Source organism: Mesorhizobium tianshanense, from assembly GCF_007830515.1.
Taxonomy (GTDB): Bacteria; Pseudomonadota; Alphaproteobacteria; order Rhizobiales; family Rhizobiaceae; genus Mesorhizobium; species Mesorhizobium tianshanense.
The window spans coordinates 40,748-65,575 of record NZ_VLKT01000033.1; the positions used below are offsets into that span (position 1 = coordinate 40,748).

Annotated in this window: 26 protein-coding genes, 1 tRNA gene and 1 pseudogene; 15 read left to right on the forward strand and 13 right to left on the reverse strand. The window is 62.1% G+C overall.

Features of this window, described 5'->3' with window-relative positions; all coding sequences use genetic code 11:
- Window positions 1–75: 75 nt before the first annotated feature.
- Window positions 76–1,125, reverse strand: coding sequence for a glycerophosphodiester phosphodiesterase family protein (locus IQ26_RS24095; RefSeq protein WP_145720812.1), 1,050 nt, complete (start codon window positions 1,123–1,125; stop codon window positions 76–78).
- 417 nt (window positions 1,126–1,542) lie between these two features.
- On the opposite strand from IQ26_RS24095, the gene speB reads away from it, so the two are divergent.
- From speB to IQ26_RS24110, 3 genes and pseudogenes are all read left to right on the forward strand, one after another.
- Complete coding sequence (speB, locus tag IQ26_RS24100) at window positions 1,543–2,550, forward strand: agmatinase (protein WP_145720813.1); 1,008 nt, start codon at window positions 1,543–1,545, stop codon at window positions 2,548–2,550.
- 30 nt (window positions 2,551–2,580) lie between these two features.
- Window positions 2,581–3,513 (forward strand): N-acetyl-gamma-glutamyl-phosphate reductase, encoded by a 933-nt coding sequence (argC, locus tag IQ26_RS24105; RefSeq protein WP_145720814.1) that lies wholly within the window; start codon window positions 2,581–2,583, stop codon window positions 3,511–3,513.
- Window positions 3,514–4,354 (forward strand): annotated as a pseudogene (locus IQ26_RS24110) (aminoglycoside phosphotransferase family protein).
- Here IQ26_RS24110 and IQ26_RS24115 read toward each other — a convergent pair.
- Window positions 4,344–5,432, reverse strand: a complete 1,089-nt coding sequence (locus IQ26_RS24115; protein WP_145720815.1) for a COX15/CtaA family protein — start codon at window positions 5,430–5,432, stop codon at window positions 4,344–4,346. The pseudogene IQ26_RS24110 and the gene IQ26_RS24115 sit on opposite strands and share 11 nt — an antisense overlap.
- A 152-nt stretch (window positions 5,433–5,584) precedes the next feature.
- On the opposite strand from IQ26_RS24115, the gene IQ26_RS24120 reads away from it, so the two are divergent.
- A complete protein-coding gene (locus IQ26_RS24120) occupies window positions 5,585–5,803 on the forward strand; it encodes a DUF2842 domain-containing protein (RefSeq protein WP_145720816.1) in 219 nt (72 codons plus the stop codon).
- 9 nt (window positions 5,804–5,812) lie between these two features.
- Here the strand turns inward: IQ26_RS24120 and IQ26_RS24125 are convergent, their stop codons facing one another.
- The gene (locus tag IQ26_RS24125) at window positions 5,813–6,871 is read right to left on the reverse strand and encodes a polysaccharide deacetylase family protein (protein ID WP_145720817.1); all 1,059 of its coding nucleotides are present in this window, start codon (window positions 6,869–6,871) and stop codon (window positions 5,813–5,815) included.
- A gap of 91 nt (window positions 6,872–6,962) precedes the next feature.
- On the opposite strand from IQ26_RS24125, the gene IQ26_RS24130 reads away from it, so the two are divergent.
- Window positions 6,963–8,189: a GNAT family N-acetyltransferase gene (locus IQ26_RS24130; protein WP_145720818.1), complete on the forward strand. Its 1,227-nt coding sequence runs from the start codon at window positions 6,963–6,965 to the stop codon at window positions 8,187–8,189.
- Window positions 8,190–8,230: 41 nt separating this feature from the next.
- On the opposite strand, the gene IQ26_RS24135 is transcribed toward IQ26_RS24130, so the two are convergent.
- Window positions 8,231–10,462: a GumC family protein gene (locus IQ26_RS24135; RefSeq protein ID WP_145720819.1), complete on the reverse strand. Its 2,232-nt coding sequence runs from the start codon at window positions 10,460–10,462 to the stop codon at window positions 8,231–8,233.
- Between the two features lie 362 nt (window positions 10,463–10,824).
- On the opposite strand from IQ26_RS24135, the gene IQ26_RS24140 reads away from it, so the two are divergent.
- From IQ26_RS24140 to IQ26_RS24160, 5 genes are all read left to right on the forward strand, one after another.
- A complete protein-coding gene (locus IQ26_RS24140; RefSeq protein ID WP_145720820.1) occupies window positions 10,825–11,388 on the forward strand; it encodes a polysaccharide biosynthesis/export family protein in 564 nt (187 codons plus the stop codon).
- A gap of 5 nt (window positions 11,389–11,393) precedes the next feature.
- Window positions 11,394–12,524 carry a glycosyltransferase gene (locus IQ26_RS24145; RefSeq protein WP_145720821.1) on the forward strand — a complete coding sequence of 377 codons (1,131 nt, stop codon included), beginning with the start codon at window positions 11,394–11,396 and terminating at the stop codon, window positions 12,522–12,524.
- Between the two features lie 89 nt (window positions 12,525–12,613).
- The gene (locus IQ26_RS24150) at window positions 12,614–14,149 is read left to right on the forward strand and encodes an undecaprenyl-phosphate glucose phosphotransferase (RefSeq protein WP_145720822.1); all 1,536 of its coding nucleotides are present in this window, start codon (window positions 12,614–12,616) and stop codon (window positions 14,147–14,149) included.
- Window positions 14,146–15,435 carry an O-antigen ligase family protein gene (locus tag IQ26_RS24155; protein ID WP_145720823.1) on the forward strand — a complete coding sequence of 430 codons (1,290 nt, stop codon included), beginning with the start codon at window positions 14,146–14,148 and terminating at the stop codon, window positions 15,433–15,435. The genes IQ26_RS24150 and IQ26_RS24155 overlap by 4 nt, the downstream gene beginning before the upstream one ends.
- 36 nt (window positions 15,436–15,471) lie before the next feature.
- Window positions 15,472–15,548 (forward strand) — tRNA-Pro (locus tag IQ26_RS24160).
- Window positions 15,549–15,935: 387 nt separating this feature from the next.
- Here IQ26_RS24160 and IQ26_RS24165 read toward each other — a convergent pair.
- Window positions 15,936–16,145: a hypothetical protein gene (locus IQ26_RS24165; RefSeq protein WP_145720824.1), complete on the reverse strand. Its 210-nt coding sequence runs from the start codon at window positions 16,143–16,145 to the stop codon at window positions 15,936–15,938.
- A gap of 408 nt (window positions 16,146–16,553) precedes the next feature.
- Between IQ26_RS24165 and IQ26_RS39210 the strand changes: the two genes are divergently transcribed.
- The 4 genes from IQ26_RS39210 to IQ26_RS41555 all read left to right on the forward strand — a co-directional run bounded on the left by IQ26_RS39210 (window position 16,554) and on the right by IQ26_RS41555 (window position 18,209).
- Window positions 16,554–16,718 (forward strand): hypothetical protein, encoded by a 165-nt coding sequence (locus tag IQ26_RS39210; protein ID WP_156090950.1) that lies wholly within the window; start codon window positions 16,554–16,556, stop codon window positions 16,716–16,718.
- 257 nt (window positions 16,719–16,975) lie between these two features.
- Window positions 16,976–17,257: a hypothetical protein gene (locus IQ26_RS24170; protein WP_145720825.1), complete on the forward strand. Its 282-nt coding sequence runs from the start codon at window positions 16,976–16,978 to the stop codon at window positions 17,255–17,257.
- Window positions 17,258–17,680: 423 nt separating this feature from the next.
- On the forward strand, window positions 17,681–17,950 hold the full coding sequence (locus IQ26_RS24175; RefSeq protein WP_240547206.1) for a sunset domain-containing protein: 270 nt from the start codon (window positions 17,681–17,683) through the stop codon (window positions 17,948–17,950).
- 37 nt (window positions 17,951–17,987) lie between these two features.
- Window positions 17,988–18,209 (forward strand): DUF3489 domain-containing protein, encoded by a 222-nt coding sequence (locus IQ26_RS41555; RefSeq protein ID WP_353843669.1) that lies wholly within the window; start codon window positions 17,988–17,990, stop codon window positions 18,207–18,209.
- A gap of 584 nt (window positions 18,210–18,793) precedes the next feature.
- Here the strand turns inward: IQ26_RS41555 and IQ26_RS24185 are convergent.
- Window positions 18,794–19,186, reverse strand: a complete 393-nt coding sequence (locus IQ26_RS24185) for a helix-turn-helix domain-containing protein (RefSeq protein WP_240547205.1) — start codon at window positions 19,184–19,186, stop codon at window positions 18,794–18,796.
- A 348-nt stretch (window positions 19,187–19,534) separates the two neighbouring features.
- Between IQ26_RS24185 and IQ26_RS24190 the strand changes: the two genes are divergently transcribed.
- Entirely contained in the window at window positions 19,535–19,813 is a 279-nt protein-coding gene (locus tag IQ26_RS24190) for a hypothetical protein (RefSeq protein ID WP_145720828.1), read from the forward strand.
- A gap of 60 nt (window positions 19,814–19,873) precedes the next feature.
- Here IQ26_RS24190 and IQ26_RS24195 read toward each other — a convergent pair whose 3' ends face one another.
- The 7 genes from IQ26_RS24195 to IQ26_RS24225 form a co-directional block, all read right to left on the reverse strand.
- Window positions 19,874–20,212 carry a hypothetical protein gene (locus tag IQ26_RS24195; protein ID WP_145720829.1) on the reverse strand — a complete coding sequence of 113 codons (339 nt, stop codon included), beginning with the start codon at window positions 20,210–20,212 and terminating at the stop codon, window positions 19,874–19,876.
- 150 nt (window positions 20,213–20,362) lie between these two features.
- A complete protein-coding gene (locus IQ26_RS24200; protein ID WP_145720830.1) occupies window positions 20,363–20,905 on the reverse strand; it encodes a MerR family transcriptional regulator in 543 nt (180 codons plus the stop codon).
- A gap of 194 nt (window positions 20,906–21,099) precedes the next feature.
- The gene (locus IQ26_RS24205; RefSeq protein WP_126041188.1) at window positions 21,100–21,423 is read right to left on the reverse strand and encodes an integration host factor subunit alpha; all 324 of its coding nucleotides are present in this window, start codon (window positions 21,421–21,423) and stop codon (window positions 21,100–21,102) included.
- Window positions 21,424–21,526: 103 nt separating this feature from the next.
- Entirely contained in the window at window positions 21,527–22,498 is a 972-nt protein-coding gene (locus IQ26_RS24210; protein WP_145720831.1) for a beta-ketoacyl-ACP synthase III, read from the reverse strand.
- Window positions 22,499–22,507: 9 nt separating this feature from the next.
- Window positions 22,508–23,578, reverse strand: a complete 1,071-nt coding sequence (plsX, locus tag IQ26_RS24215; protein WP_145720832.1) for a phosphate acyltransferase PlsX — start codon at window positions 23,576–23,578, stop codon at window positions 22,508–22,510.
- Between the two features lie 126 nt (window positions 23,579–23,704).
- Window positions 23,705–24,253 carry a YceD family protein gene (locus tag IQ26_RS24220; RefSeq protein WP_145720833.1) on the reverse strand — a complete coding sequence of 183 codons (549 nt, stop codon included), beginning with the start codon at window positions 24,251–24,253 and terminating at the stop codon, window positions 23,705–23,707.
- Window positions 24,254–24,260: 7 nt separating this feature from the next.
- Window positions 24,261–24,803 (reverse strand): ubiquinol-cytochrome C chaperone family protein, encoded by a 543-nt coding sequence (locus tag IQ26_RS24225; protein WP_145720834.1) that lies wholly within the window; start codon window positions 24,801–24,803, stop codon window positions 24,261–24,263.
- Between the last annotated feature and the right edge of the window lie 25 nt (window positions 24,804–24,828).

Sequence of the window (24,828 nt, forward strand, 5' to 3'; positions counted from 1 at the left end):
GCTGGGAGATTGGCGAAAGCGGCGACGAGCCGATCTCCCCCACGTGGGGGAGATCGACGGTTTCCGCCGTCGCCTCTAGTTGATACTCGCCGTGTTCGCCGGCCGCGCCTCATCAGGATAGGGCACGCGGTAGCTGTTCGCCGCCAGCCAGTCGATGGCCAATTTCGGCTCGTCGGTCTGGATGATGGTGGCGCCTCGCTCGGCCCAGAAGCCATAGGTCTCGCGCGGTAGACTGGCGAGCACCGCCAACTCGTCGCCGCGACCGCCGGCAATGAAGCCGCCCGGCTTGTTGACGATGGCGTAGGTATTGGCCCAGATGTGCCAGTCGCCCCTTATCGCCGCCGCGCGCATGCGGGGGCTGAACAGCGGCCCGCCGGTCTCGGTCAGCGTCTCCGCGCCGGCCCGCCAGTTGATCAGTTCGATCGCGGGCGCCGAAAAAGCTCCGCTGACTTTCTCGGCGAAACCGGCGTCGCGCACCGCATCGTCGGCGATGATCGGCATGAACTGGAAGCCGCTGCCAATCGCGCTCATGGCGGCCTTGACTGCGGTGATCCTGGCTGGGTTCCACAGATTCTCCTTGACGATCACCTGTTCGGCCATGCCGAGGTCGCGCGCTACCGCGATCATACCGGCCAGACTATCGACGTCGAGCTTGTTGTCGATGTTGACGAGGATCCTGTCTTTGGTCGCCGTCAGCATCTCACGCAGTGTCGAAACCGGCTCTTCGGTGACGGCGCCGGTACCTTCGATCACCAGCCTGCAGGTCTTGAGTTCGGCCAGCGTGCGCTTGACCACCTCGCCCTTGCAATTCGTCGTGCGGTCGAGCCAGCTGTCATGCATGACGACGTACTGGCCGTCCTTCGACCGCCTGACGTCAACCTCGACGATTTCGGCACCAAGCGCGATCGATGCCTCGACGGCGGCGATCGAGTTCTCCGCATAGAGCGTCTTGCCGGCTTGCATGCTGCCGGCGCGGTGTGCCACCACCATCACATGGTCGCGCCACTGGTTGGCGTGTTCGAAACGGTCGAGAATCTGTCTGGCGCGTGTTTCGCCTGCCGATGCATGGCCAACGGAAACCGTCAGCGCGGCGAAAAGCAGAAGGCTCAGCCAGGTCGTTCGCATGAGAATCGCTCCGTACCGGATCGACACCCGGTTAAGCGACGCACGTGACAGCCCAGTGAACGAAGCCGGCTTCGTAAACGCTGGAAAGTCAGATCACTGCGGCCATTCCTGAACCTCATACGATAATGGCAATCGGCAGGTTGCCGGCAATCGATGCCGCTGTAGCGATCGACGTGGCCGACCTGGCGCCCATATCTGTTCCGCTCCACGGCCGACGCCCGGTCCCGATGATGGGACCGCCGGCTACTTTCGGTTGTATTCGTGCATATCTGCGCAATTGCTGGGCCAGCCGCGTGGGCTCACCCGGCGAGCAAGAATTTGTGACCGGGCTCGAATGGCCATGCTCCCCGGAAGGGGGTCGCATTTCTGAGAATTATGTCCAATAAGGTTGCGCGTCGACGCACAGGAGATCGCTTCATGCCGAACAGGAACATCGACCACGCCTTCACCGCCCGCTCCAGGACGGGCGCTTCCTTCGAGCCGACCTATGCCGGCGCGCTGTCGTTCATGCGGCGCAAATACACGAAGGACGTGAAGGGCGCGGATGCGGTGGTCTGGGGCATCCCGTTCGACGCCGCGGTCACCAATCGGCCGGGTGCGCGCTTCGGGCCGCAGGCGATTCGCCGCGCCTCGACCATCCTCGACAACGATCCGCAATATCCGTTTTCGCGCGATCTGTTCGAACATCTCGCCGTGGTCGACTATGGCGATTGTCTGCTCGACAGCGGCAATCACCAGAAGACGCCCGGGACAATCCAGCGCGAGGCGGCAAGGATCCTGAAGTCAGGCGCCTTCCTGCTGTCGCTCGGCGGCGACCATTTCGTCACCTGGCCACTGCTCAAGGCGCATGCCGCCATCCATGGGCCGCTGGCCCTGGTGCAGTTCGACGCCCACCAGGACACTTGGCCGGACGACGGCAAGCGCATCGATCACGGCTCCTTCGTCGGCCGCGCGGTCAAGGAGGGCTTAATCGACCCCGACCGTTCGATCCAGATCGGCATCCGCACCCATGCGCCTGACACGTTCGGCATCAAGATCATCTATGGCCACGAAGTGGAGGAAATGCGCACGTCGGATATCGCCTATGCCATCGTCGACCGCACCGGCGGCAGGAAGACTTATGTCACCTTCGACATCGATTGCCTGGACCCGGCCTTCGCGCCCGGCACCGGCACGCCGGTCGCCGGTGGGCCGTCCTCGGCAAAGATCCTGTCGGTGCTGCGCCAGCTTACCCAAATCGACATCGTCGGCGCCGACATCGTCGAGGTTGCACCCGCCTATGATCACGCCGATATAACGGCAATTGCCGGCTCGATGGTCGCCATGCACTATCTCGGGCTTCTGGCGGAACGAAAGGCCCGGCTCGAAGAGCTGAACAACAGCAATCACAGTGCTGCTGGATTGAATCAGGCAAGCGGCATATAGATTTGAAATACCAGGGAATTCAGGCAGGCAATGAAACCGAAAATCTTCATCGACGGCGAACACGGCACCACCGGCCTCCAGATCAGGACGCTGCTTGCCGAGCGTGGCGACGTGGAGATCATCTCCATTCCGACCGAGCGCCGCAAGGAAACGGCAGCCAGAGCCGAATTCCTCAACGCCGCCGATATCGCGATCCTGTGCCTGCCGGACGCAGCCGCGAAAGAAAGCGTTTCGCTGATCACCAACGACACCACCAAGGTCATCGACGCCTCGACTGCGCATCGCGTGGCCGAAGGCTGGGAATATGGTTTCGCCGAAATGGACAAGGACCAGGCGAAGGCAATCGCCAAGGCGAAGCGCGTCGCCAATCCGGGCTGCTGGCCGCAAGGTCCGATCGCGACGCTCAGGCCGCTGGTGACGGCGGGTCTGTTGCCGCCGGATTTTCCGGTCACCGTCAACGGCATTTCGGGCTATTCGGGCGGCGGCCGGCCGATGATCGAGGACTATGTCGCCAAGGGCGAGGATGCGTCGGAATTCCTGCCCTACGGGCTGACCCTGCAGCACAAGCATGTGCCGGAGCTCAGGACCTATGCGAAGCTGTCGCATGATCCGATCATGCAGCCGGCGGTCGGCAATTTCGCGCAAGGCATGATCACGGTGGTGCCGCTGCAGCTCGGCGGCCTCGACTATGTGCCGACCGGCGCCGAACTTCATGCGGCGATCGCCGACCATTTCGCTGCGATCGAAGGCGGCGTGGTCGAGGTAGCGCCCTATGCGCATCTGGAGCGCGTGCCGGAGATCGATCCCGAAATCTACAACGGCACCAACCGGATGAAGGTCTATGTTTTCGCCAATGACGACAGGGCCCAGGCGCTGCTCCTCGCCGTCTACGACAATCTCGGCAAGGGCGCCTCGGGTGCAGCCGTACAGAACATGGATTTGATGCTCGGCCTCAAGCCCTGACTGGACGCTCCGGCATTTCCAAAACGCTGGAAAGTCAGCGCGCCAGAACTGATTGCAGAGACATTCAGCAGCCGCATCTGGAAGGTTTTTCAAGACGACGGCTCGCCGGCGATCGTCAAGGCGCTCAAACCTTTCGACGACGTCGAAGACGAATCGCGCGGCGAGCATTTTCTCGCCTGGCGGCGCGGCGAAGGCCGCGGTGCGGCTGCTCGGCCGCGATGGCCACCGCATGCTGCTCGAATATGCCGGCGACAGGATGCTGTCGCACGACCTTGCCGAGCATGGCGACGCCGCCGCGACCGAGATCGCGGCCGAGGTGATGGCAAAGCTGTTTTCGCCGTCGAAGCACCCTGCCCCATCGGATCTTCAGCCGCTGCGGACACGGTTTTCCAGCCTGTTCAAGAAAGCGAAGGCCGATCGCGACGCCAGCGAAAAGAGCCTCTATGTCGAAGCGGCTGCGACGGCGGAACGGCTGTTGGCCGAACCTGTCGACGTGCGGCCGCTCCACGGCGACCTGCATCACGACAACATCATGCAGGGACCGCGCGGCTGGTTGGCGATCGACCCGAAGGGCGTTCTCGGCGATCCCGGCTTCGATGCGGCGAACATGTTCTACAATCCGCTCGACCGCGACGACCTTTGCCGTGATCCGCTGCGGATTGCCAACATGGCCGAGATGTTCTCCAAGACGCTCGGCCAGACGCCGTCCGCCATTCTCGACCACGCCATCGCCTATGGCTGCCTGTCAGCCTCATGGCATCATGAAGATGCCAACGCGGTTGAGGAAAGCCGCGAATTGTCCATCGCCATGGCGATCCGGACGGTGCGGTTCAGTCTCTGACGGCGATCTCGTTGGGCAGCGGATAGGGGCCTCGTGTGGCTCGCCAATGCGCCGCGGCAAAACCCAGCAGGACAAGCGCGAATGCCTGATGCGTCAGCGCCATGTGCAGCGGCACGTGCATCAGCAGCGTGCCGATGCCGATCACGGCCTGCACCAGCACCAGCAGAAACAGCAACGTCGCGCGGCGCGCATGCGTTGTTTGGGGCAGGCGGCGGCGTGTCGCGATCATGTGCCAAAGTGCAGCGACGAAGATGATGTAGGCGCCGAGCCGGTGGATGAACTGAACCGTCTTCGGGCTCTCGAAGAAGTTGCGCCATGCCGGCTCTAGGATCAACAAATCGCCAGGGATGAGCTTGTCGTCCATCAGCGGCCAGGTGTTGTAGCTCAGGCCGGCATCGAGCCCGGCGACCAGCCCGCCGAGATAGATCTGGATCAGCGCCAGCAACACTAGAAAGCCGGCCAGACGCTGCGTCGAACGATCGGCGGCGGGCTCGGAATGAGGCGCGAGCCCTCGCGCGACCACCATGATCGCGGTGAAGATCAGCGCGGCCAGCGTCAGATGCGTCGCCAGCCGGTACTGGCTGACGGAGACCCGGTCGACCAGCCCAGACGCCACCATCCACCAGCCGATTGCGCCCTGCAGGCCGCCGAGAACGAGGATACCGGCCAGCTTTGGGCCAAGCCCGCGTTCGATGCGGCGCGTCGCCCAGAAAAACGCCAGCGGCACGGCAAAAACCACGCCGATACCACGCGCCAGGATCCGGTGTACCCATTCCCACCAGAAGATCGACTTGAACGCTTCGATGCTCATGCCCTTGTTGAGCTCGGCATATTGCGGGATCTGCTGGTAGCGCTGGAACTCCTCCTGCCATTCGGCGTCGTTGAGCGGCGGGACGATGCCGTGGATCGGCTTCCATTCGGTGATCGACAGGCCGGACTCGGTGAGCCTGGTGGCGCCGCCGACCAGCACCAGCGCAACCAGCACCAGAAGCACGACGTAGAGCCAGCCGCGCACCAGCGCCCGGTTGTGCAGGTCGCGGTCGCGGGCCATATAAGGCGCAGCTGATATGACAGCCATGGGTTCGTCCCGGCAGGTTGGTGTCGCGGATTGGTGAACCATCGCAACCCAACTGGCAAGACCAGACAGCGCGGCACGCCGTCGCGCCGCGTCTGGCGGGTTGCGTGCCTCTTCCGTTGGGCCTAAGCGGTAGGGATCAACGAGATAGCGAAATGCCCATTCGCCTGAAGAAGCTGATCGGAACATTCCTGCTGGTGGCGCTGGTCATTGTCTATGCGCTGGTCGCATCGATCGTGGCGGTTGCGCAACTGGCGGAGTCAGGACCGTGGACGCATTTCCTATTCTTCCTGCTCAGCGGCATGCTCTGGGTGCTGCCGGCTATGGGCATCATCAAATGGCTGATCCTGGAGCCCCCGCGGTCGGAGGACTGAAGTCCGCCTTCAAATGGTGACGACCATCTTACCGGCGTTGACCAGTGGCGTCGTCACACCCGACAGCATCGTGCGAATATAGGCAACGCTCTGATAGCGGCCGTTGACCGAAATGCGCGGCAGCGCATGCAGGAAGCCGGCGTGTTCGGCGCGCAGCACGCCGTGGCGTGTCGTCACCGCCGAGGCATAGCCGGCGTCGCGGGCAAAGCCGACTTCGCGGCCGCCGACGGCGCTGGCATAGCCATAGGGATAGGCGAAATGGCGCGGCTCCTGGCCGAGTTCCACCTGCAATATGCGCCTGACGTCGTCGACCTCATGACGTGCATCGGCTTCGGGAAGCCGCTTCAGATTGCGATGGTTTACCGTATGCGCGCCGATCGTCACCAGCGGATGCCCGGCGATAGTGCGGATCTCGTCCCAGTTCATCAGCGTACTCCGGCGCGGCCCGTCCAGCTCGATGCCGTTCGACCGCGCCAACTCACGCAGCGCCGCGCGCTGGTCTTCCTCGCGGACCTCCAGCGTCAGATAGGCCTGCAGGCGCGCAATGGCCTGGAGTTTCTTGCCCGGGGTCGAGCAGTCGATCTTCCTGCGGCCTTGCGGTGTCGGCAGGGTCAATTGATCGCGTGCGTTGACGATGTCCTCGACCGCCTCCCACCAGAGATCGGCGGCGCCGTTTATCAGCCCCGGCGCGACATAGATGGTGACCGGCGCGCCGTGCTTTTCCAGCACCGGCAGCGCTTCGGTCATGTTGTCGCGATATGCGTCGTCTGCGGTGATCGCTGCGAACTGGCCGCCCTTCCCGCCAACCTTGATGCGTTCGATCGCCTCGTCCAGCGTGACGAATGCATAGCCGTTCGCCTTCATGTCGGCGATCACAGCGTCTAGGAACTCAGGCGCGATGTTGAGATGCCGGTTGACGCTATCAGGCTTTTCCGGCGTGGCGGTGACCCGGTGCAGCATCAGGATGGCGCCGATGCCGCCGACAAACGGCTTTGCCAGCGGGGCAAGGCCGGTATAGCGGACGACGTTGAGCGCCAGTTTCCGGATTGCCTCGCCCCCGTCGATCATTCATTCACCTTTTGCGCCTAGGCTCATTCGAGCACGGAATGCGCCTACGCGAGCCCCCAATCGCGGTGAATACGCCCTAAAGGATTGAGGTATGGTTGACGCCATCGCGTCATTTGACGGCAATCAGCTGGAAGCCATGGAGGAGCCTCGCGCGTTGCCTGCGGGTCATGCGGGCCTGTCGGTCTCGGTCGCCGACGGCACGGCAGTTGCCGCCTATGCCGAGTTCTGCCGTTCGGCGCTGTTCGCGCCCGCGCAGAGCCCGGCCTGGATCCTGAACTGGGGCAAATATGCCGAAGCGGACACTGTTTTGGCGACACTGAACGCCGAAGGCCGACCGGTTTTTTCGCTGGCGCTGGAAGTCACCCGCAGCGGCCCGTTCCGCGTCGCCCGTTTCATGGGCGGCCGCCATGCCAACGGCAATTTCGCCGCCGCCGATCCGTATTGGCTGACCAAAGCGGATGGTGCGGCAATCTGCTCGACCCTGGCGGCGATCGCGAAGGCGCGGCCGGACATCGACCTCGTCGCACTGGAACGGCTGCTGCCCGAGCTCGACGGGATCGCCAATCCGCTTGCCTCGCTTCCGCATTTTCCGAGCCCCAATCTGTCGCTGGCCGTCGACTTGGCGGGAGGTTTCGATGCGCTGCTGTCGCGCGCGAGCGGCAAGCGCAAGCGCAAGAAGCACCGCTCGCAGATGCGCAAGTTCGAGGCCGTCGGCAGCCATCGCCGCATCGAGGCCCGGACGGCGGACGAGGTGAACCGACTGCTCGATGCGTTTTTCGAGATGAAGGAATCCCGCTTCCGCAAGATGGGCATCGCCAATGTCTTCGGCGAGCCGGAGGTTCGTGCTTTCTTCCGCGCGTTGTTCGTCGAAGCGCTTTCCGACGACAGGCCGCCCTTCGTGCTGCATGGGCTTGAGGTCGCCGGCAAGCTTCGCGCCGTCACCGGATCGAGCCGCTCCGGCAAGCGTCTGATCTGCGAGTTCGGGGCGATCGCCGAGGATGACCTCACCCATACCAGCCCCGGCGACTTCCTGTTCTTCGACAACATCCAGGAGGCCTGCGACAAGGGGTTCGATGTCTACGATTTCTCGGTCGGCGACGAACCCTACAAACGGCTGTGGTGCGATATCGAGACCCGGCATTTGGAGGTCCTGGTTTCGCTGACGATGAAGGGCCGCGCGCTGGCGCTTGTCCTGCGCCAAGGCGCGCGCCTGAAAACCTTCATCAAGAACAGCCCGACGATCTGGAAGCTGACCAAGATGCTGCGCCGCAAGACGGCCGGACAGGCAGCACCTGCCGCGGGCCAAGACGACAGCTGACAGTAGCCGCGATTCCGGGGCCTCAGGGCTATCGAGCCACCTCAGGCGGCGGAGCGCCGCCCAGGTACCGGCGTTCCTGGCGTCTCATGGCTGGCCGGCGTCACCAGCGTCAGGTCGGGATAGCCGCTCTCGATCAGCTCGATCGCGGCTTGCGTCACCTCGTCGTCCGGCTCCAGCATCGACAGGAAGACCTCGGTGCCCTCGCCCACCAGGCGGCTGATGCCTTGCGCGTCGGTGGGTCCGCACTCGACCACGACCAGATCATAGGCGGTGGTCAACGACTGCATGATGATCGGCAGCCGGTCGGCGGCGCGCATGGCGCGGACCGGATCGGCGGTGCCGACGGGAATGACGTGGCAATCCGAATAGAGATCGGGATGGATCACGTCGCTGAACACCGCTTCGGAGGCGAGCAGATTGGTGATGCCCGGGAAGAGCCGGCTGTCCAGCATCGGCCGTGAGGCAGCTCCGGAGGCGGTAAGATCGAGCAACAGCACGCGCAGGCCGGCGTCGGAGACTTCGCGGGCCACCAGAACCGCCGAGGCGGCCGCCTCGTCGCCTTCCGGCGAGACGAATATGGCGCGTGCGGCGCCATTGGCGATCAGTTTTTCAGCGGCGTTCTCGATGTCGATCTCGCCCAAGGTGGCTCGCGTTGGTTCGGGCTCGGCGACCTCCTGCTCTTCGGTCGGCTCTTCGGGGGCCGCCTCTTCGGGTGTCGCGACCATATCGGGCGCCGCTGCAGTATAGCGCATCGCGGCGGTATAGGGCTTCGCGTCTGCTTCCGCCTGACGCTCCTCCGTCTCCTGGAGGACGGCGGGCTCCTGTCGGACGACCGGCATCGCGACCTGTTCGATCCGCTCGAAGCTCGCGCCGGCGGCCGGCCGCATAGCGCGACCCGAAAACAGCTCTTGCAGAAGCGTCACGATCGCCATGAGCAGCAACGAGCCGACGAAGGCCGCACCGGTGATCGGCAGGATCTTCGGAAAGTAGGGCTCCGACGGCGCCACCGCGCGGGAAAAGACACGGGCGTCGACCGGCAGATAGTTGCTGTCCTTGCGCGAGGACGCTTCACGGTAGCGGGTCAGGTAGGATTCGAGCAGCTGGCGCTGGGCGGTCGCTTCGCGCTGCAGCGCGTCCAGTTCGACCTGCTGGTCGCCGGCGCGCGCCGATGCGGCCTTCAGCGTGTTGACGTCGGCGACGAGCTGGTTTTCGCGGGCCTGGGCGGTCTGCGCCTGCGTCATCAGCCCTTTCATGATCTTCTCCGCCTCGTTGCGGATCTGGCGGTCGAGATCGGCAAGCTGCGACTTCAGCGCCCGGATGCGCGGATGGTTGTCGAGCAAGGAGGTCGAAAGATCGGCGATGCTGGTATTGAGCTCGACCTGCCGCTCGCGCAGGCGCTGGATGAGTTCGGAAGACAGCACTTCCGGGACCGCATCCAGCGAGCCGCCATTCTGCAGCGCTCTACGCACGCTGTCGGAAGTCGCTTCCGCCGAGGCGCGATTGGCGCGCACCCGCGACAGTTCGCTCGACAGTTCGGAAAGCTGTTGCGTGGCGAGCACCGAATTGTTGCCGCCCATCAAGAGATCGGACTGGGCGCGGTAACTTGCCACCTTGGCCTCGGCATCCTTCACCCGCTTCGAAAGGTCGGCGATCTCAGGCGCCAGCCAGTCGGTTGCGGCGGAATTCGATTCGATGTTGGCATTGCCCTGGACGGAGATGTAGGCGTCGGCGATGGCGTTCGGAATTTCGGCTGCGAGCCTGGGGTTTTCCGAGGAGAATTCGATGACGATAACGCGGGACTTTTCAACGCGGTAGACGTTGAGCTTCTCGCGCATCGTCTTCAGCACGCGTTCTTCCGGCGGAATCTCGTTGGGGTCGCTTTTCAGACCGGCGACGACCAGCAGACGGCTCAGCACCGGCATGTCAGCCGTCTCGTCGAACTCGGGAAGCCGTGACAAATTGAGCTTCTGCGCCACTTGCTTGAGGATGTCGGTCGAGGAAATGACCTCGACCTGACTGGTCACGCCTTCCTCGTCCAGAATCGGCTTGTCGTTGTCGTTGGTGCCGTCGGGGCGCGTGTAAACCGATTCACGCGTTTCGATCAAAAGCCGTGTTTCGGCCTTGTAATGCGGCGTGGCGAGCCAGGCGAGCGCCAACGCCAGGCCGGTTACAACCAGCGCGACGACAAGAATGCGAAGCCAGTTCCTCGCAAGGCTCGCGAAGAGCTGCCTGAGATCGACGTCGACATCTGCGGCCGCGGATTGAACGGACATGCATCCTGCTCCGGTACTTAAAGCGCGTCGCGTTTGAACAGATTCATGCGACGCGCTTTAAGTTCTTGTTTTCCTGCATGTCGTTGTCCCAAAACCGCTATGCACTTTTGGGCGACATGCATTGGTCAGGACGGACCGTAAACAACTATGGTAACTCAGCCGTTAATATCGCGGTAAGCACCCGTTAGGGTTTATTCGCAAGCGGCAACAAAAGCATGAGAACCGGCCGTCTTTTGTCCGTTACCGCCAGTTCGGCAGCGCGCCTTTACCGGCCATTAACCCTAACGGGATGATAACGGGCCTCGATCCCCTCAGCGTTTGCCGTGGTGTAACGGCGGCCAGTCGAAGGTACGTGTCCGGTCATGAAAAGCACTGCTTCCCTCTTCTTTGCGCTGCTCGCCGTGTCGTTGCTTGCCGGCTGCTCCAGCTACCGGCCGGCGCCGGCCGCCTTTCATAAAACGCTCGACCAGCCCTATCGCCTCGGCGCCGGCGACCGGGTCCGCGTCACCGTGTTCGAGCAGGAAGGATTGACCAACATCTACAGCGTCGACCAGTCCGGCTACCTGTCCATCCCGCTCGTCGGCGCCGTGCCGGCGCGCGGCCACACCGCCCAGCAACTCGAAGGCGAGATCGCCGACAAATTGCGCCAAGGTTACCTGCGCGATCCCGACGTTTCGGTCGAGATCGACCGCTACCGGCCGATCTTCGTCATGGGCGAGGTCGGTGCCGCGGGCCAGTACTCCTATGTTCCCGGCCTGACCGTGCAAAAGGCGATTGCCATCGCTGGCGGTTTCAGCCCGCGCGCCAACCAGGAAAGCGTCGACATCACCCGCGACATCAACGGCAAGGTCATGACCGGTCGTGTGCCCACCTCCGACCCGCTTCTGCCTGGCGATACGATCTACGTCCGCGAACGCCTGTTTTAGACCACGTGGCGGACACACTCAGGATCGTCCACTGCTTTCGCTCACCTGTCGGAGGGATTTTCCGTCACGTGCGCGACCTGACCGAGGCGCAGGTCGCCGCCGGGCATTCCGTCGGCATCGTCTGCGATTCGACGACGGGCGGCGACTTCGAGGAGCATCTGTTCGAACAGATGAAAGGCAGAATGGCGCTCGGCATCCATCGCACGCCGATGCAGCGACATGTCGGGCCGGGCGACCTCGCCTCGGCCTGGCGCACCTTTGGGATCATCAAGGAATTGCGGCCGGACGTGCTCCACGGGCACGGCGCCAAGGGTGGCGCCTATGCTCGCCTGTTCGGCTCATTGTTGCGGGTATCTAGGTCTCGCGTAGCCCGCCTTTATTCACCTCATGGCGGCTCTCTTCATTATGACGAGACGACCGCCATGGGGAAGCTGTTCTTCGCGCTCGAACGGTTCATGGCGCGTTTCACCGACTATCTTTTGTTTGTCTCCGATTATGAAAGGCAGACATATCGCAGGAAGGTCGGCGAACCGCCCATCCCGAACAACCTTGTCCACAACGGCCTGCGCGCCGCCGAGTTCGAGCCGGTGCGGGTCGAGCAGAATGCGGCCGATGTCCTCTATATCGGCATGATGCGCGACCTCAAGGGACCGGACATCTTCATCGATGCGCTGGTTCTTGCCGGAACGCGCCTTGGCCGTCCGTTGAAAGCGGTGATGGTCGGAGACGGCGAGGACCTGCCGCGCTACCATGCACAGGTGAAGCGGCTCGGGCTCGAAGGCCATATGCGCTTCCTGCCGCCGATGCCGGCGCGCGAAGCCTTCGCGCTGGCCGAGCTGGTCGTCGTTCCCTCGCGCGCGGAAGCCATGCCCTACATCGTGCTGGAGGCGCTCGCCGCCGGCAAATCGATGATCGCCACCGCCGTCGGCGGCATACCGGAAATCCTGGGCGCCGGTTCTCCTGCGCTGATCCGGCCCGATCCGCGCGAACTCGCCGACAAGATGAGTGCGGCGCTGGCCGACCTCAAGGGTTACGGCAACCTGATGCCCGATACCATCGACCTCAAGGCACGATTCGGCGCCGACGTGATGGCCGGCGCGATCGAGACGGCTTATTTCGCCGCGCTCACGCGCTAACCCCAAAGCCGCTCCAAAGCCACCCGTTGTTTCAAGGGTTTCTTAGCTCTCTTTTGCTACTCACCTGAGGGAAGCTTTGCGGATACACCATGAACGAGATCGACCCCGCGCGCCGCTTTTCGAGAGACGCGGTGCGCAAATTCGACGGTCCTGGCGAGAGCCCGACGTCCGGCGGCATGAATGACGTCGCCCGTCAGGTCGCGACGCAGTACCGGCGCGATACCATGTCGCCGATCATGGTCAGCGGCGTCTTGCGCATGGTCGAATTCGCACTGCTGTTCCTGTCCGGTCTCAGCCTCTATTTCCATTATGTCGGCTTCTTCAACCATCTCGCCTGGCAATATCCGCTGACGATCGCCGCCGCCTCGTTGCTCGCCGTGGTGCTGTTCGACGTCACCGACTGCTACCAGATCGTCTCGCTGATGCGGCCGATCGCCAATTTCGGCCGTCTCCTGCTGGTCTGGGCCGGCACCTTTGCCTTGATGGCGCTGACGGCATTCGTCATGAAGATGTCGGAGGATTACTCGCGCCTGCTTTTCGGCACCTGGTTCGTCGTCGGCTTCGTGCTGATCTTCGGTCTCAGGCTCGTGATGTCCAAGCTGATCCGGCGCTGGGCGCGCGACGGGCGCATGGAGCGTCGCGCCGTCATCGTCGGCGGCGGCACGGCGGCGGAAGTCCTGATCCGCTCCGTCGAAAAGCAGCCCTACAACGACATCCGCATCTGCGGCATCTTCGACGACCGCGGCGACAAGCGCTCGCCACCCATCGTTGCCGGCTATCCGAAGCTCGGCACCGTTTCCGAGCTCATCGAGTTCGCCCGCATCGCCCGCATCGATATGCTGATCGTGTCGCTGCCGCTGACCGCCGAATCGCGCGTCCTGCAGCTTTTGAAGAAGCTGTGGGTGCTGCCGGTCGATATCCGGCTCTCGGCGCATTCGAACGCGCTGCAGTTCCGGCCGCGCTCCTATTCCTACATCGGCTCCGTGCCGATGCTCGATATCTTCGACAAGCCGATCAACGACTGGGATTCGGTCGCCAAGCGCGCCTTCGACATCGTCTTCTCGATCATCGGCATCATCGTGTTCTCGCCGGTCATGCTGGTGACCGCGATCGCAATCAAGCTCGACAGCAAGGGACCGGTGCTGTTCCGCCAGAAGCGGCATGGCTTCAACAACGAGATCATCGAGGTCTACAAGTTCCGCTCGATGTATACGGACAAGGCGGACCCGACGGCCAAGCAGACGGTGACCAAGAACGACCCGCGCGTCACCCGTGTCGGCCGCTTCATCCGCAAGACCTCGATCGACGAGTTGCCGCAGTTCTTCAATTCGCTTTTCGGTTCGCTGTCGCTGGTCGGCCCGCGTCCGCACGCCATTGCCGCCCAGTCGCACAACCTCCTCTACAATGAGGTGGTCGACGGCTATTTCGCACGCCACAAGGTCAAGCCCGGCGTCACCGGCTGGGCGCAGATCAATGGCTGGCGCGGCGAGATGGACACCAACGAGAAGATCCGCATGCGAACGGAATACGACCTCTACTATATCGAGAACTGGTCGCTGCTGTTCGATCTGAGGATCCTGCTCCTGACACCGATCCGGCTGCTCAACACGGAAAATGCCTATTGAGCGCCGTCACGCGCGAGCTGCCGCCGGCCGCGGTCAACGCCAAGCTGATCGCGCTGATTGCGTCGGGCGCGGTTTTCCTCGGCGTCTTCCTGTCCGGCTTCGTCATCGACGAGCCGGCGCCGTACGATCTCTACATGGCCGGGCTGATGGCGGTGTGGGCCTTGTTCGGCCTGCGCATATCACGCGCCGCAGCGCCGCTGCTGGTGCTGCTGGTGATCATGAATATCGGCGGCATGATCGCGATGACCCAGATGTCGGATATTGCCAGCACCCCGCTCTATCTCTCCGTGTCGCTGTTCCTTGCCTTCACCGCTGTGTTCTTCGCCTCGGTGACATCAGTCCAGCCCAGTCTCTACCGGCTGATCTTCCTGGCTTATGTGATGTCGGCGGTGCTGACCTCGCTGCTCGGCATAGCGGGCTATTTCCACGCCTTCCCGGGGGCGGAGATCTTCACCAAATACCACCGTGCCGCCGGCGCCTTCCAGGATCCGAACGTGTTCGGACCGTTCCTGGTGCTGCCTGGCATCTACCTGCTCTATCTCCTGCTGACAGGTCCTGTCTCACGCATGCCCTTGCTGGCGGTGCCGCTGCTGATCATCGCGGCCGGCATTTTCTTCTCCTTCTCGCGTGGCGCCTGGGGCATGTTCGGCGTTGCGGCGATCCTGCTCACCGGCGCCCTGTTCCTGCAGAGCGCCAGCGGCATGTTCCGGTTGCGCGTCGTCGTCATGACCATCGCCGCCATCTCGCTGCTGGTCATCGCGATGCTCGTCATCCTGCAGCTGCCGGGCGTCTCGGAGATGTTTTCCAGCCGCGCCCAGTTGGAGCAGAGCTATGACACGGCCCGCCTCGGTCGCTTCGCCCGCTACACGATCGGTTTCCAGATGGCGCTGGAGCATCCGCTTGGCATCGGCCCGCTCGTCTTCGGCACGATCTTCGGCGAGGACACGCACGACATCTGGCTGAAGTTGCTGATGGACTATGGCTGGCTCGGCTTCGTGTCGTTCCTGACGCTGACCTGCTGGACGATATCAGCTGGTTTTCGCATTCTGCTGCGCGACAGGCCGTGGCAGCCCTACCTTCTGTGCGCCTATGTCGCCTTCATCGGCAATATCGGGCTGGGCACCTTCATCGATATCGATCACTGGCGCCATGTCTATCTGCTGCTCGGACTGATCTGGGGCGCCATCGCGCTCGAATACCGCCATCAGCGGCAGTTGCGGCCGGCGGCGCAGCCCATGCCAGCGGCTGCAATTCCATCTGGCAGAAAAGCCGCCGAATTCGGTTGACCGGAACCGGGTTATCACGATACATCGCGACCGGTCCGGAGTGTAGCGCAGCCCGGTAGCGCACTTGACTGGGGGTCAAGGGGTCGTCGGTTCGAATCCGGCCACTCCGACCAAATAAAACAAAGACTTAGCCAGCATCCCCAAGCTGGCTATACGAAAAATAGCCACATTGTAGCCGGCGCCGCCCAAGTCACCTGCAATTTCGCCTGTCATCGTGGTCGACTGTCTCTTGCCTCAAAGGCGAGAAAGGAAAAACACAGTGAGCAAGGCACAATTGACACTGACCACGGTTGGTAGGTTCACCTCACAGACGCCGCCGAACCTGCCCCTGATGGAGGCGATCGACTGGCACCGCAGGCGCGGCGAGGATATCTCAAGCCTGATTTTTCGCACTAGGGATGGAGCCTATTTTCCCAGCGAAGTGAAAAGGGCAACGACTCGCGCTGCCTAAACAAAAACCCCGCCGAAGCGGGGCCTTGTCGTTGCGATGGCGGAATGCGTCAGGCAGGCAGAAGCACCTCGCCCAAGATCATCAGGTCGCGCACCTCGCATTTGTCCTGGCGCGCCGCACACCGTAAACCTCTCCTGCCGGCCTTGTGCCGCATCATAACCAGCGACGGCATCGGCTGGTCTCGGTGGGTGACCATCTGGCCGAGTTCGAATTTCCAAGTCTCGGCCGGTCGTTCAGTGACGGTTGCATGGGCGTTCATTTTAGTCTCTCCAGTTGGCCTCTCAGGCCGCGCCGGATAGGCCCGGCAGCCGGGGGTGAGAGGCGACTGGAGATCGCCGGCAAGCTTTTGGGCGTTAGCCTTGGACATAGCTGTGCCACCCCGGCCAAAACCCTTGGCCTGCCGCTGCGCGTCTATCGATTTGCAGAGAACCCCTTACCCTTACCACCAAACATGGCCGAAAATCAGGGCGGACGCAAGCACCTTGTAATATTTATTTTTGCGGTATGCAGTTGCTAGGCGTCTTCGCCTAATGTGAATAGGCCCGTTTTCCTTTTTGTATTGCGCAAAAATGCAAACGACCATTTTATACTCGCGTCGCATTGCGGCTGGACTCAATTGTTATTTTATGGAATCTATACTAGGAGAACATATAGCGGAGATGACTCCATGAGAGACGCGCTTATCTTCGATGACATCTCCAAAATCATTGCGCAGCCGCGGAGCGACTGGCGCCGGACAGCCTTTGCCCTTGCCATCGACCTTGGCGGCAAGCTCGCCACGGGCTTGGTAATAGGCATGGGCATTGCCGTCGGCATGGCGCTGGCCGGCTAAGTTGGAAGCACGGTAATTCCGCGATCGTGTACCTATGGCGCGCGCCCAAGCCTCTGTTAGATTCTTCATGCGGCGGACCCCAATCCGCTGGCCGGCGCCCGTCAGGCGATCTTACCCCACGCGCCCCCCAAGCGGCGCCGGCCACCTTCTCCTGCTGATTTCGTCAAGCACGCCCTTGCGGGGGCGGAGGCTTGTGTTTGCCTTTGACCAGCGCGATGCTTAAAGCGTGTGGATACGGGGGCAACAGGAAGGGGGTGATGACGTTTTCTTACATCCACGTCATAGGGGCTCTTGCCGCAGCTATCGCGATCATCATGGCAGTTCTTCTGACGGCACCTAACCTGACTGTTGGCACAAACCGCCTAAGGCTAGGGGTGAAAGTCCTGTGCCGTACAGTTGCCGGCGCTGGCTACGTCTTGTTTTTGGTCATGCTAGTCTGGGGTGTCACCACGCGCAGTGAAACTCTGATGTACACCTCCATGATACCGCTGGCGGTCGCACTTCTGACGTCAAAGTTTATGCAGCGCAATGGCTTCTAAGCCCGCGCAAGATACCACCGTTCAGCCATCCTTGGCCTTACCGTAGGCGTTCGGGCTGATGTCGGGCGTGTAGATCAGGCCTTTCGGCGAACGCTCAGTGGGTCATGGGTCCAACCCTGTTGTGATAGCTAATTGTGATCGACCCCTCTGCGAAAACAGCTCGGCAGTGATTTCATCTCTGTCCCCACTATGCCTAGCGATCAAAGCCAGCGCTTCCTGGTGGCCAATGTTGCCGAGCTTCATGAGGTACGGAACCTCAAACGTTCTCTTGTTGAGGCGCCATTCTGGCACATGCCGTGTTGTTGCTTTTCGCGCTGTTGTTCCATCTTGACGCATCATTTGACTGCCCTTCCCCGATGTGATGGTGCAGTGGCAAATTCCGTGCCTCTTGCGCCTCGCACGTCCTGGCGCCTTCCCTTGGTGATGGTTCCCCTCGCTGTCTTTCTCACGGCAAGCCCGAGCAGCCTTGAAGCTATCGCTGGTCTCGTTCCCGCCGGTTTGCTCACTGGCACCGCAGCCGACGGCAGTTGCGATATCAAACGCAACATTTCCATCAACACAGGTGAGCGGATCTATCACGTCCCCGGCCAGGAGCACTATTTCGAGATCAAGATCAGCCCGCAGTATGGCGAGCGCTGGTTTTGCTCAGAGGCCGATGCGCGCGCGGCCGGCTGGCGGAAGGCGCGAAGGTAGTGCCGCAATGAGAAATGTGAGTAGGGAGAAAGATGCAATGGCCTCGTCAGACAAGCCCCGTCTCGGAACGAAACGCAGGATAATGTACGATCTCCTGCATCGACCTCAGGGCGCTACCTTGGCGGAACTAAACCGCGCAACTGGGTGGGACGCCTTCAGCTATATCAACGACACGAAGGCGATCGCCCGTGACTATGGCGGCACGCCCCATATTAACGGGGGTGGGCAATCGCGTCGGTTCTGGATCACAAAAAACTGAAGCATCACCATCCGGCTAGAAAAATGCGGAAAGCAGTCGCCGGTCTGGGTGTGCTTATCGGCTTTTGGTATGATACCCGATCGATATCGAAACCAAATGGGGGATCAGGTGTGGGCGGCCCATCGAAACCGGCATCGAATGTAGCCGGCAAATACTCCCATGAGCATGCATGACGCATGTCAGGACTGAGCTATCTTTAGGCGCGGGAGTGTCTAACTTTCGCTTGACCGGCGCTGCCAGGCATCCCCTACACTTGCTGCGCCGGTCACCCTTTGTTCTTGCTTCCCAAGGGCTTCCTGGGCGTGGAGGACACGGACGCGCTGCAGTCAACGAATCGGAGCTCAAGCCGCGCGGTTTCGAACCCAGCCATTTGATACCGCATCGTTCTTTGCCATTTTGCTTGCGTCGGCACCAATTGACCTGCGGCGCAATCCCACCGACCATTGTGCCGCAGACCGCCCCCCTTCTCGAAGGCGGCCGCCGTTGGACCGGCTGAAACACGGCCATAAGATCCGGGTCGAGAGCTCGCCGGTTCGAATTCGGCCGCTCCAACCGTGTTGAGCAGATACACTTGGGTGTCGCGGCTAGGAGACGGGTCGATTTTCCGCGGGTTGTGCAAGCACGGCTGTATCGATCAGCGCGCTTTCCGGAAGCCGAAGTGCAGAGGCTATTCGTCGAAGCTTCGACGGATCGGCATTCTTGCCGTTCTCGATGTCCGCGATCTCATCGATCGCCAGGCCGCACGTCAGAGATAGCTCTTCCATGCTGTATCCCCTGGTTTCCCGGATGGCTCTGAGGGCGCTGTGATCCGGCGCAGCTTCGATTGCCGCCAGTTCGGAGAAGGGTTCTTTTTTTGCTATGTGGGGCATTGGCAACTCCATGGGCTGAAAGAGTTTGATCAAATAATGATGTTGCCTGGGACGGTTGCGAGAATGCCCGGTCATTAACGATTTGCCAAGCACCAAAAAAACCGTCACGGCATCGTGATACCGACCGGCGCAGCCCTGGCATAGGCCGCAGCGACGCAGGCGCGGGATGCCATTCCGATCAGGTTCTTTTGACTGGTCGATCGCCGACCTGTTCGACGGCTCCGAGCCGCTCGCCCGTCAAGCGACTGTCCCTCGCCGCCAGCCCGTTTCGAGAGATCGGATCAGCGGCGGGAACTTGATGCAGGCGCAAACGCATCAGGCCCCGCAAATTTTTTTGAAGCCGTGTGAACCTTTCCTCTGAGAGCCGCACCCAGATGGCATGGACGCCAAGAAGGCGATCCCCAACCAGAAGGACGCCAGGACTGCGGTCCTCGATCCAGAGAAGGAAATGCTCAAATGACCAATATCTCGAACTTCAAGCGCCTTTCGCTCGCCGCTGCCATCGCCGTCTCGGCATTTGGCTCGATTTCCGTTCCGAGCTCGGCCTTCGCCAACGGCACGCATCCCACCGGCGACGGCGGCGCGGTTTGTAAGGGCGCTGGCCACTGTCTGGTGCTGCAGCTCGACTGCAAGGGCACATACACGGACGCCACCGACTCCAACGGCACCGTCTACGGCAAGTGCAGCCAGGTCATGAAGGTCGACCCGAAGAGCCGCCTCAAGCTCGCGCGCTGATCGACTGTCGCTGACAAGAAATGGCGGCCGTCCTGCGCACGACCGCCATTTCCGTTTGGCTCAACGTGCTGATCTCGATGTCGGTCGCGACGTTTTCTGCTGTCGGCTGAGCAACAGGCTTGCGATAAGCCCGACCACAACCAGCCCGACAGCAGCCGCTGTCGCCGGATGATCCCGCGCCGTCTTCTCGACCACCCTGCCTTGCCTCCGGATCGCTGGCAGAGCGTTACTGAAGCGCTCGGCAATATCCGAGTAATAGTCCGATGCGGCCTCACGCCCATCCTCGTAGTAGGAACCGCCCCGCCTGGACACGGCTTTCCTCAGCGCCGCCAGCTCCCTGGAGAGGGCTGCGACCTGCTTTTCGAGATCGATGTCTGAGAGGGTCGAAAATAATGCCATGATGTACGTCCTTCCTTTTGCGGAAAGAACGCATGATTCCAAAAGCAGTTCCGATTTCTGCCGGCGATCGATCGGCGCTTAAAGCGCTTGTAGCACTTTAACTTTGCGCATGATCCTTTCCGAATCGATTTCGATTTTCGGGGTCATGAGCTAGCGCACCTGATCGAGCAGGCGCTTGCATTCCAGAAGGTCGAACAGCGCCTCCTGCAGCAAGGCACGATTGTCGCGCGAGAGTTTCGACGTGCCCGGCTGCACCGGGCCTTCGTCGTCGGTCTTGCCCAGACCGAAAAAGCGCCGGCTGGGTTTCACCTTGGGCTCGCCGACCAGCATCTCGTCATCGGCGCCGCGCGGCTGGGCCGCTGGCGTCAGCGGCACAGCATCGGCCTGCCGGCGTTGCGCGATCGCCTCGACCGCCGCCATGTCGCCATTGCCGATGGCGACCAGGAAATGGTTACCGTTCTCGCGCAGCAGCTTCTGCACGCCCTTGATCGTGTAGCCCTGGTCGTAGAGCATGTGGCGAATGCCCTTGATCAGTTCGACATCCTGCGGCCGGTAATAGCGGCGGCCGCCGCCGCGCTTCATCGGCTTGATCTGATTGAAACGCGTTTCCCAGAAACGCAGCACGTGCTGCGGCAGGTCGAGATCTTCCGCGACCTCACTGATGGTGCGGAAAGCATCGGGGCTCTTGTCCATGGGCGAAATCCTCACGCTGGAGCATGATCCCGAAAATGGGAATCGGTTTTCGGACAAGACCATGCTCAACAAAGAGTCATTCCGATCCGGCCTGTCCTGCCGAATCGGGCTTTATTTCAGCGGTTTATGAAACAATATTCAAGCCCGGCGTCAAAGGGGGCGGCTGTTTTCAACCGAAGCCTTGAAAGCGGGCGCTACTTACCGCCCTTGGCCTTGCTGTTCTGGTGGGCGCGCAGGATGCGATTCTTCAGCACATTCGACGATTTGAAGGTCATCACGCGGCGCGGCAGGATCGGCACTTCCTCGCCGGTTTTGGGATTGCGCCCGATGCGCTCGTTCTTGGAGCGGACATGGAACGTCGCGAACGACGACAATTTCACCGTCTCGCCGCGAACGATCGCTTCGCAAATCTCGTCCAGAACCGCTTCGACGAGTTCGGCCGATTCAGTACGCGACAGGCCAACCTTGCGGTAAACGGCTTCAGCAAGATCGGCGCGCGTAAGTGTCTTTCCCCCCATGCGAACCGTCCCATCAGCTCAAAAACATAAATCGATACAAGCAAAGGCAGAGCCTAAGTAATTGATCCGGCAAGGTCAAGGACCGAACCTATCAGTTCGGCACTTACCAGCGAACCAAAACCGCGCCCCAGGTGAAGCCCCCGCCCATCGCCTCGAGCAGCACCAGGTCACCCTTCTTGATGCGGCCGTCGGCGACGGCCACCGACAGGGCCAGCGGCACGGAAGCGGCCGAGGTGTTGCCGTGCAAATCGACCGTAACCACCACCTTTTGTTCTGCTATTCCGAGCTTTTTGGCGGAAGCGTCGATAATTCGTTTGTTGGCCTGATGCGGCACGAACCAGTCGAGATCCTCAGCGGTGATGCCGGCAGCCGAGAACGTCGCCTCGATGACGTCGGTGATCATTCCGACCGCGTGCTTGAACACTTCGCGGCCTTCCATTCTGAGATAGCCCACCGTTCCGGTGGTCGATGGTCCGCCATCGACGAACAGCTTGTCCTTGTGGGTCCCGTCGGAGCGCAGGCTGCCCGCCAGTACGCCGCGGTCTGCAATGCTGCCCGTCCCCTCTCCTGCTTCGAGTACCATCGCGCCGGCGCCGTCGCCAAACAGGACGCAGGTCGAGCGGTCGCTCCAGTCGAGGATGCGCGAGAAGGTTTCCGAGCCGATCACCAGCACGCGTTTGGCCAGGCCGCCACGGATATAGAGGTCGGCGGTCGTCACCGCGTAGACGAAGCCCGAGCACACCGCCTGCAGGTCGAAGGCGAAGCCGTGATGCATGCCGAGCCGGTTCTGGATGTCGACGGCGGTGGCCGGAAACGTGTTGTTGGGCGTTGAGGTCGCCAGCACGATCAGGTCGATGTCATCAGGCGTCAGGCCGGCATTGTCGAGGGCGGCGCGCGCCGCCGCCTCGCCGAGCGAAGCCGTCGTCTCGTCGTCAGCCGCGATATGGCGCTGGCGGATGCCGGTGCGCTGGGCGATCCACTCGTCGGAGGTTTCGACCATGCCTTCGAAATCGGCATTCTTCATGATGCGGCGGGGCAGCGCGGCGCCTGTGCCGCGCACGACTGATCTGATCAAGGCTCTGTCCTATTCCTTTGCGTCGGCAACGACGTCGGATTTCCTGGATGTCTGGGCATGCGGATTGCGCGCATGGAACAGGTCGAGATCGGCTTCGATGCGATCGAGCAGATTGTTGCGCACCATGTCGTAGCCAAGCTCGATCGCCGCCGCGAAGCCATCCGAATCAGCCCCGCCATGGCTTTTCACCACAATGCCGTTCAGCCCCAAGAAAACACCGCCGTTGGAGCGGCCGACATCCATCTTTTCGCGCAGGCGATCGAAGGCGCCCTTGGCGAATATATAGCCGATCCTGGCCATCAGCGTCCGGTTCATCGCGGCACGCAGGTAACCGGCGATCTGTCTTACCGTGCCTTCCGCCGTCTTCAGCGCGATGTTGCCGGCAAATCCTTCGGTGACCACCACGTCGACAGCGCCCTTGCCGATGTCGTCGCCCTCGACGAAACCATGGTAGTTCATCGAGGCCATGTTGGCTTCGCGCAACATGCGGCCCGCCTCCTTGACCTCTTCCTGGCCCTTGATCTCCTCGACGCCGACATTGAGCAGACCGACGCTCGGCCGTTCGATGCCAAAAACCGAGCGCGCCATGCCGGTGCCCAGAATGGCGAAATCGATCAGTTGATGCGCATCCGCGCCGATGGTGGCGCCGACGTCCAGCACCACGCTTTCGCCGCGCAATGTCGGCCAGAGCGCCGCGATCGCCGGGCGATCGATGGTCGCCATGGTGCGAAGGCAGAATTTCGACATTGCCATCAAAGCACCGGTGTTGCCGGCCGAGACGCAGGCATCGGCAGTGCCTGCCTTGACTGCCTCGACCGCTTTCCACATCGACGACTTCCAGCGGCCGTGGCGCAGCGCCTGGCTCGGCTTGTCGTCCATGCTGACCGCTATCTCGCAGTGGATGAACTCGCTCACTGCCGCCAACTTGGGGAATTTTGCGAGCTCGGGGCGCACCGCCTCCTCGCGACCATATATGACGAAGCGGATGTCGGGACGCCGGGTCGCGACCGTCATGAGCGCCGGGATGACCACGCTTGGTCCGTGATCGCCGCCCATGGCATCGATGGAAATCCTGATCACGCGGTAATCATCTCACAGTTTGAGCGAGCGCCTGGCGCTTGCGACGGTTCGGGGCTCGCGAAGGTTCGGCGAAAATAGCGGTTTTAGGCTGCCGCACAACCGGCTTTTCTCCGATTGGGTAGGGTTTCAGGATTTTCCCAGCAGGGAACGCAGCTTTTGCTGGAATTCGCTTTCCGCAGTCCCGGCATCGTCGGCAGCCTCCAGCGACACGCCTTGCTTGCGCGGATAGGGATCGATCGCCAGTCCAAAGAACTGTTCGGCGAGCGCCCCAACATCGATCGTGTTGCCGGAAAATGTCTCCGGGCTGTCCGGCCCTTCGGCATCGAGCAGAATCTCGCCGCCGCCCTCGAAACCCTGCCGCCCGAGCTTGGACTGCTCCGGCAGGAACAGTCCGTCGACCGCCTCGTCGATATGCGCCTCGACCGGGTCTAGGGTGACGATGCAGGCCTGGGTGACGTCGGCTTCGACACGGCCGCTGACCGTGACGCCGTTGCGTTTCCATGGCGCCACCAGCAGTTCGGCGCGGTAGCTCTCGACCGAAAGCAACTCATGCTCGCTTGCCAGCGCGGCACGCTGCGCGGCGTCGGCCTCGATCACCACCGGCAGCCCCTTTTGCGGCAGCCGGGCGACATTGGCCACGAAGGACACGGGGCTCTTGGGATCGGCGTTTTTCATCTTTTCCTTAGATAGTCTTGGCGGCGGGGAATGCCACTGTGCCGGAAACAATCGATTCGGTCGGCTGTTCCGCGAGTTGCCTAGAGGCGTCGGCGACGTAGCCGGCCAGATGCGTTGCCTGCGGCCAGGCACCGGCATCGGGCCTGACATTGCGGGCAAGAGCGGCGGCGAGTGCATCCTGGTCGTTTCGTTCCAGCGCATCGTCATAGGCGGCGGTGCGGCCATAGAACATCTTCGCCAGTTTCTTCATGCGCTTCGGCACACCGACGTCGCCGATGCCCAGTTCCCGCAGCGAATGCTCGACATCCATGAAGAACTCGTCGATCAGCACCTGCGCGACCTCCGCGGCAACACCGCCCTCCCCGCGCAGCCGGTGCTGGAACAGGAACATGTGCAGCGACAGCATCTCGAAGCGGCCAAGCGGGGTGTCCGGTACATTCCACTCGGAATAAAACAAAGTCTGCCGCGCCGCTGCCACGATTTGTGCGTAAAGCGCCTCGGTGATAGCGCGGTTGGCGTGACGTTCGCGGCCAAAAAGGCGCTGGAACATTGAGGGTGGTCTCCTGGGGACCGTT

Bases quoted from the DNA above. Each gene is read 5' to 3' on its own strand.
- IQ26_RS24130 (WP_145720818.1), top strand. From the start codon at position 6,963: ATGGTTGACGCCATCGCGTCATTTGACGGCAATCAGCTGGAAGCCATG.
- IQ26_RS24095 (WP_145720812.1), bottom strand. From the start codon at position 1,125: ATGCGAACGACCTGGCTGAGCCTTCTGCTTTTCGCCGCGCTGACGGTT.
- IQ26_RS24205 (WP_126041188.1), bottom strand. From the start codon at position 21,423: ATGGGGGGAAAGACACTTACGCGCGCCGATCTTGCTGAAGCCGTTTAC.
- IQ26_RS24125 (WP_145720817.1), bottom strand. From the start codon at position 6,871: ATGATCGACGGGGGCGAGGCAATCCGGAAACTGGCGCTCAACGTCGTC.
- IQ26_RS24135 (WP_145720819.1), bottom strand. From the start codon at position 10,462: ATGTCCGTTCAATCCGCGGCCGCAGATGTCGACGTCGATCTCAGGCAG.
- speB (WP_145720813.1), top strand. From the start codon at position 1,543: ATGCCGAACAGGAACATCGACCACGCCTTCACCGCCCGCTCCAGGACG.
- IQ26_RS24140 (WP_145720820.1), top strand. From the start codon at position 10,825: ATGAAAAGCACTGCTTCCCTCTTCTTTGCGCTGCTCGCCGTGTCGTTG.
- IQ26_RS24220 (WP_145720833.1), bottom strand. From the start codon at position 24,253: ATGAAAAACGCCGATCCCAAGAGCCCCGTGTCCTTCGTGGCCAATGTC.
- IQ26_RS24150 (WP_145720822.1), top strand. From the start codon at position 12,614: ATGAACGAGATCGACCCCGCGCGCCGCTTTTCGAGAGACGCGGTGCGC.
- IQ26_RS24120 (WP_145720816.1), top strand. From the start codon at position 5,585: ATGCCCATTCGCCTGAAGAAGCTGATCGGAACATTCCTGCTGGTGGCG.
- IQ26_RS24170 (WP_145720825.1), top strand. From the start codon at position 16,976: ATGACGTTTTCTTACATCCACGTCATAGGGGCTCTTGCCGCAGCTATC.
- IQ26_RS24115 (WP_145720815.1), bottom strand. From the start codon at position 5,432: ATGGCTGTCATATCAGCTGCGCCTTATATGGCCCGCGACCGCGACCTG.
- argC (WP_145720814.1), top strand. From the start codon at position 2,581: ATGAAACCGAAAATCTTCATCGACGGCGAACACGGCACCACCGGCCTC.
- IQ26_RS24190 (WP_145720828.1), top strand. From the start codon at position 19,535: ATGACCAATATCTCGAACTTCAAGCGCCTTTCGCTCGCCGCTGCCATC.
- IQ26_RS41555 (WP_353843669.1), top strand. From the start codon at position 17,988: ATGGCCTCGTCAGACAAGCCCCGTCTCGGAACGAAACGCAGGATAATG.
- IQ26_RS24165 (WP_145720824.1), bottom strand. From the start codon at position 16,145: ATGAACGCCCATGCAACCGTCACTGAACGACCGGCCGAGACTTGGAAA.
- IQ26_RS24200 (WP_145720830.1), bottom strand. From the start codon at position 20,905: ATGGACAAGAGCCCCGATGCTTTCCGCACCATCAGTGAGGTCGCGGAA.
- IQ26_RS39210 (WP_156090950.1), top strand. From the start codon at position 16,554: ATGAGAGACGCGCTTATCTTCGATGACATCTCCAAAATCATTGCGCAG.
- IQ26_RS24175 (WP_240547206.1), top strand. From the start codon at position 17,681: ATGGTTCCCCTCGCTGTCTTTCTCACGGCAAGCCCGAGCAGCCTTGAA.
- IQ26_RS24195 (WP_145720829.1), bottom strand. From the start codon at position 20,212: ATGGCATTATTTTCGACCCTCTCAGACATCGATCTCGAAAAGCAGGTC.
- IQ26_RS24225 (WP_145720834.1), bottom strand. From the start codon at position 24,803: ATGTTCCAGCGCCTTTTTGGCCGCGAACGTCACGCCAACCGCGCTATC.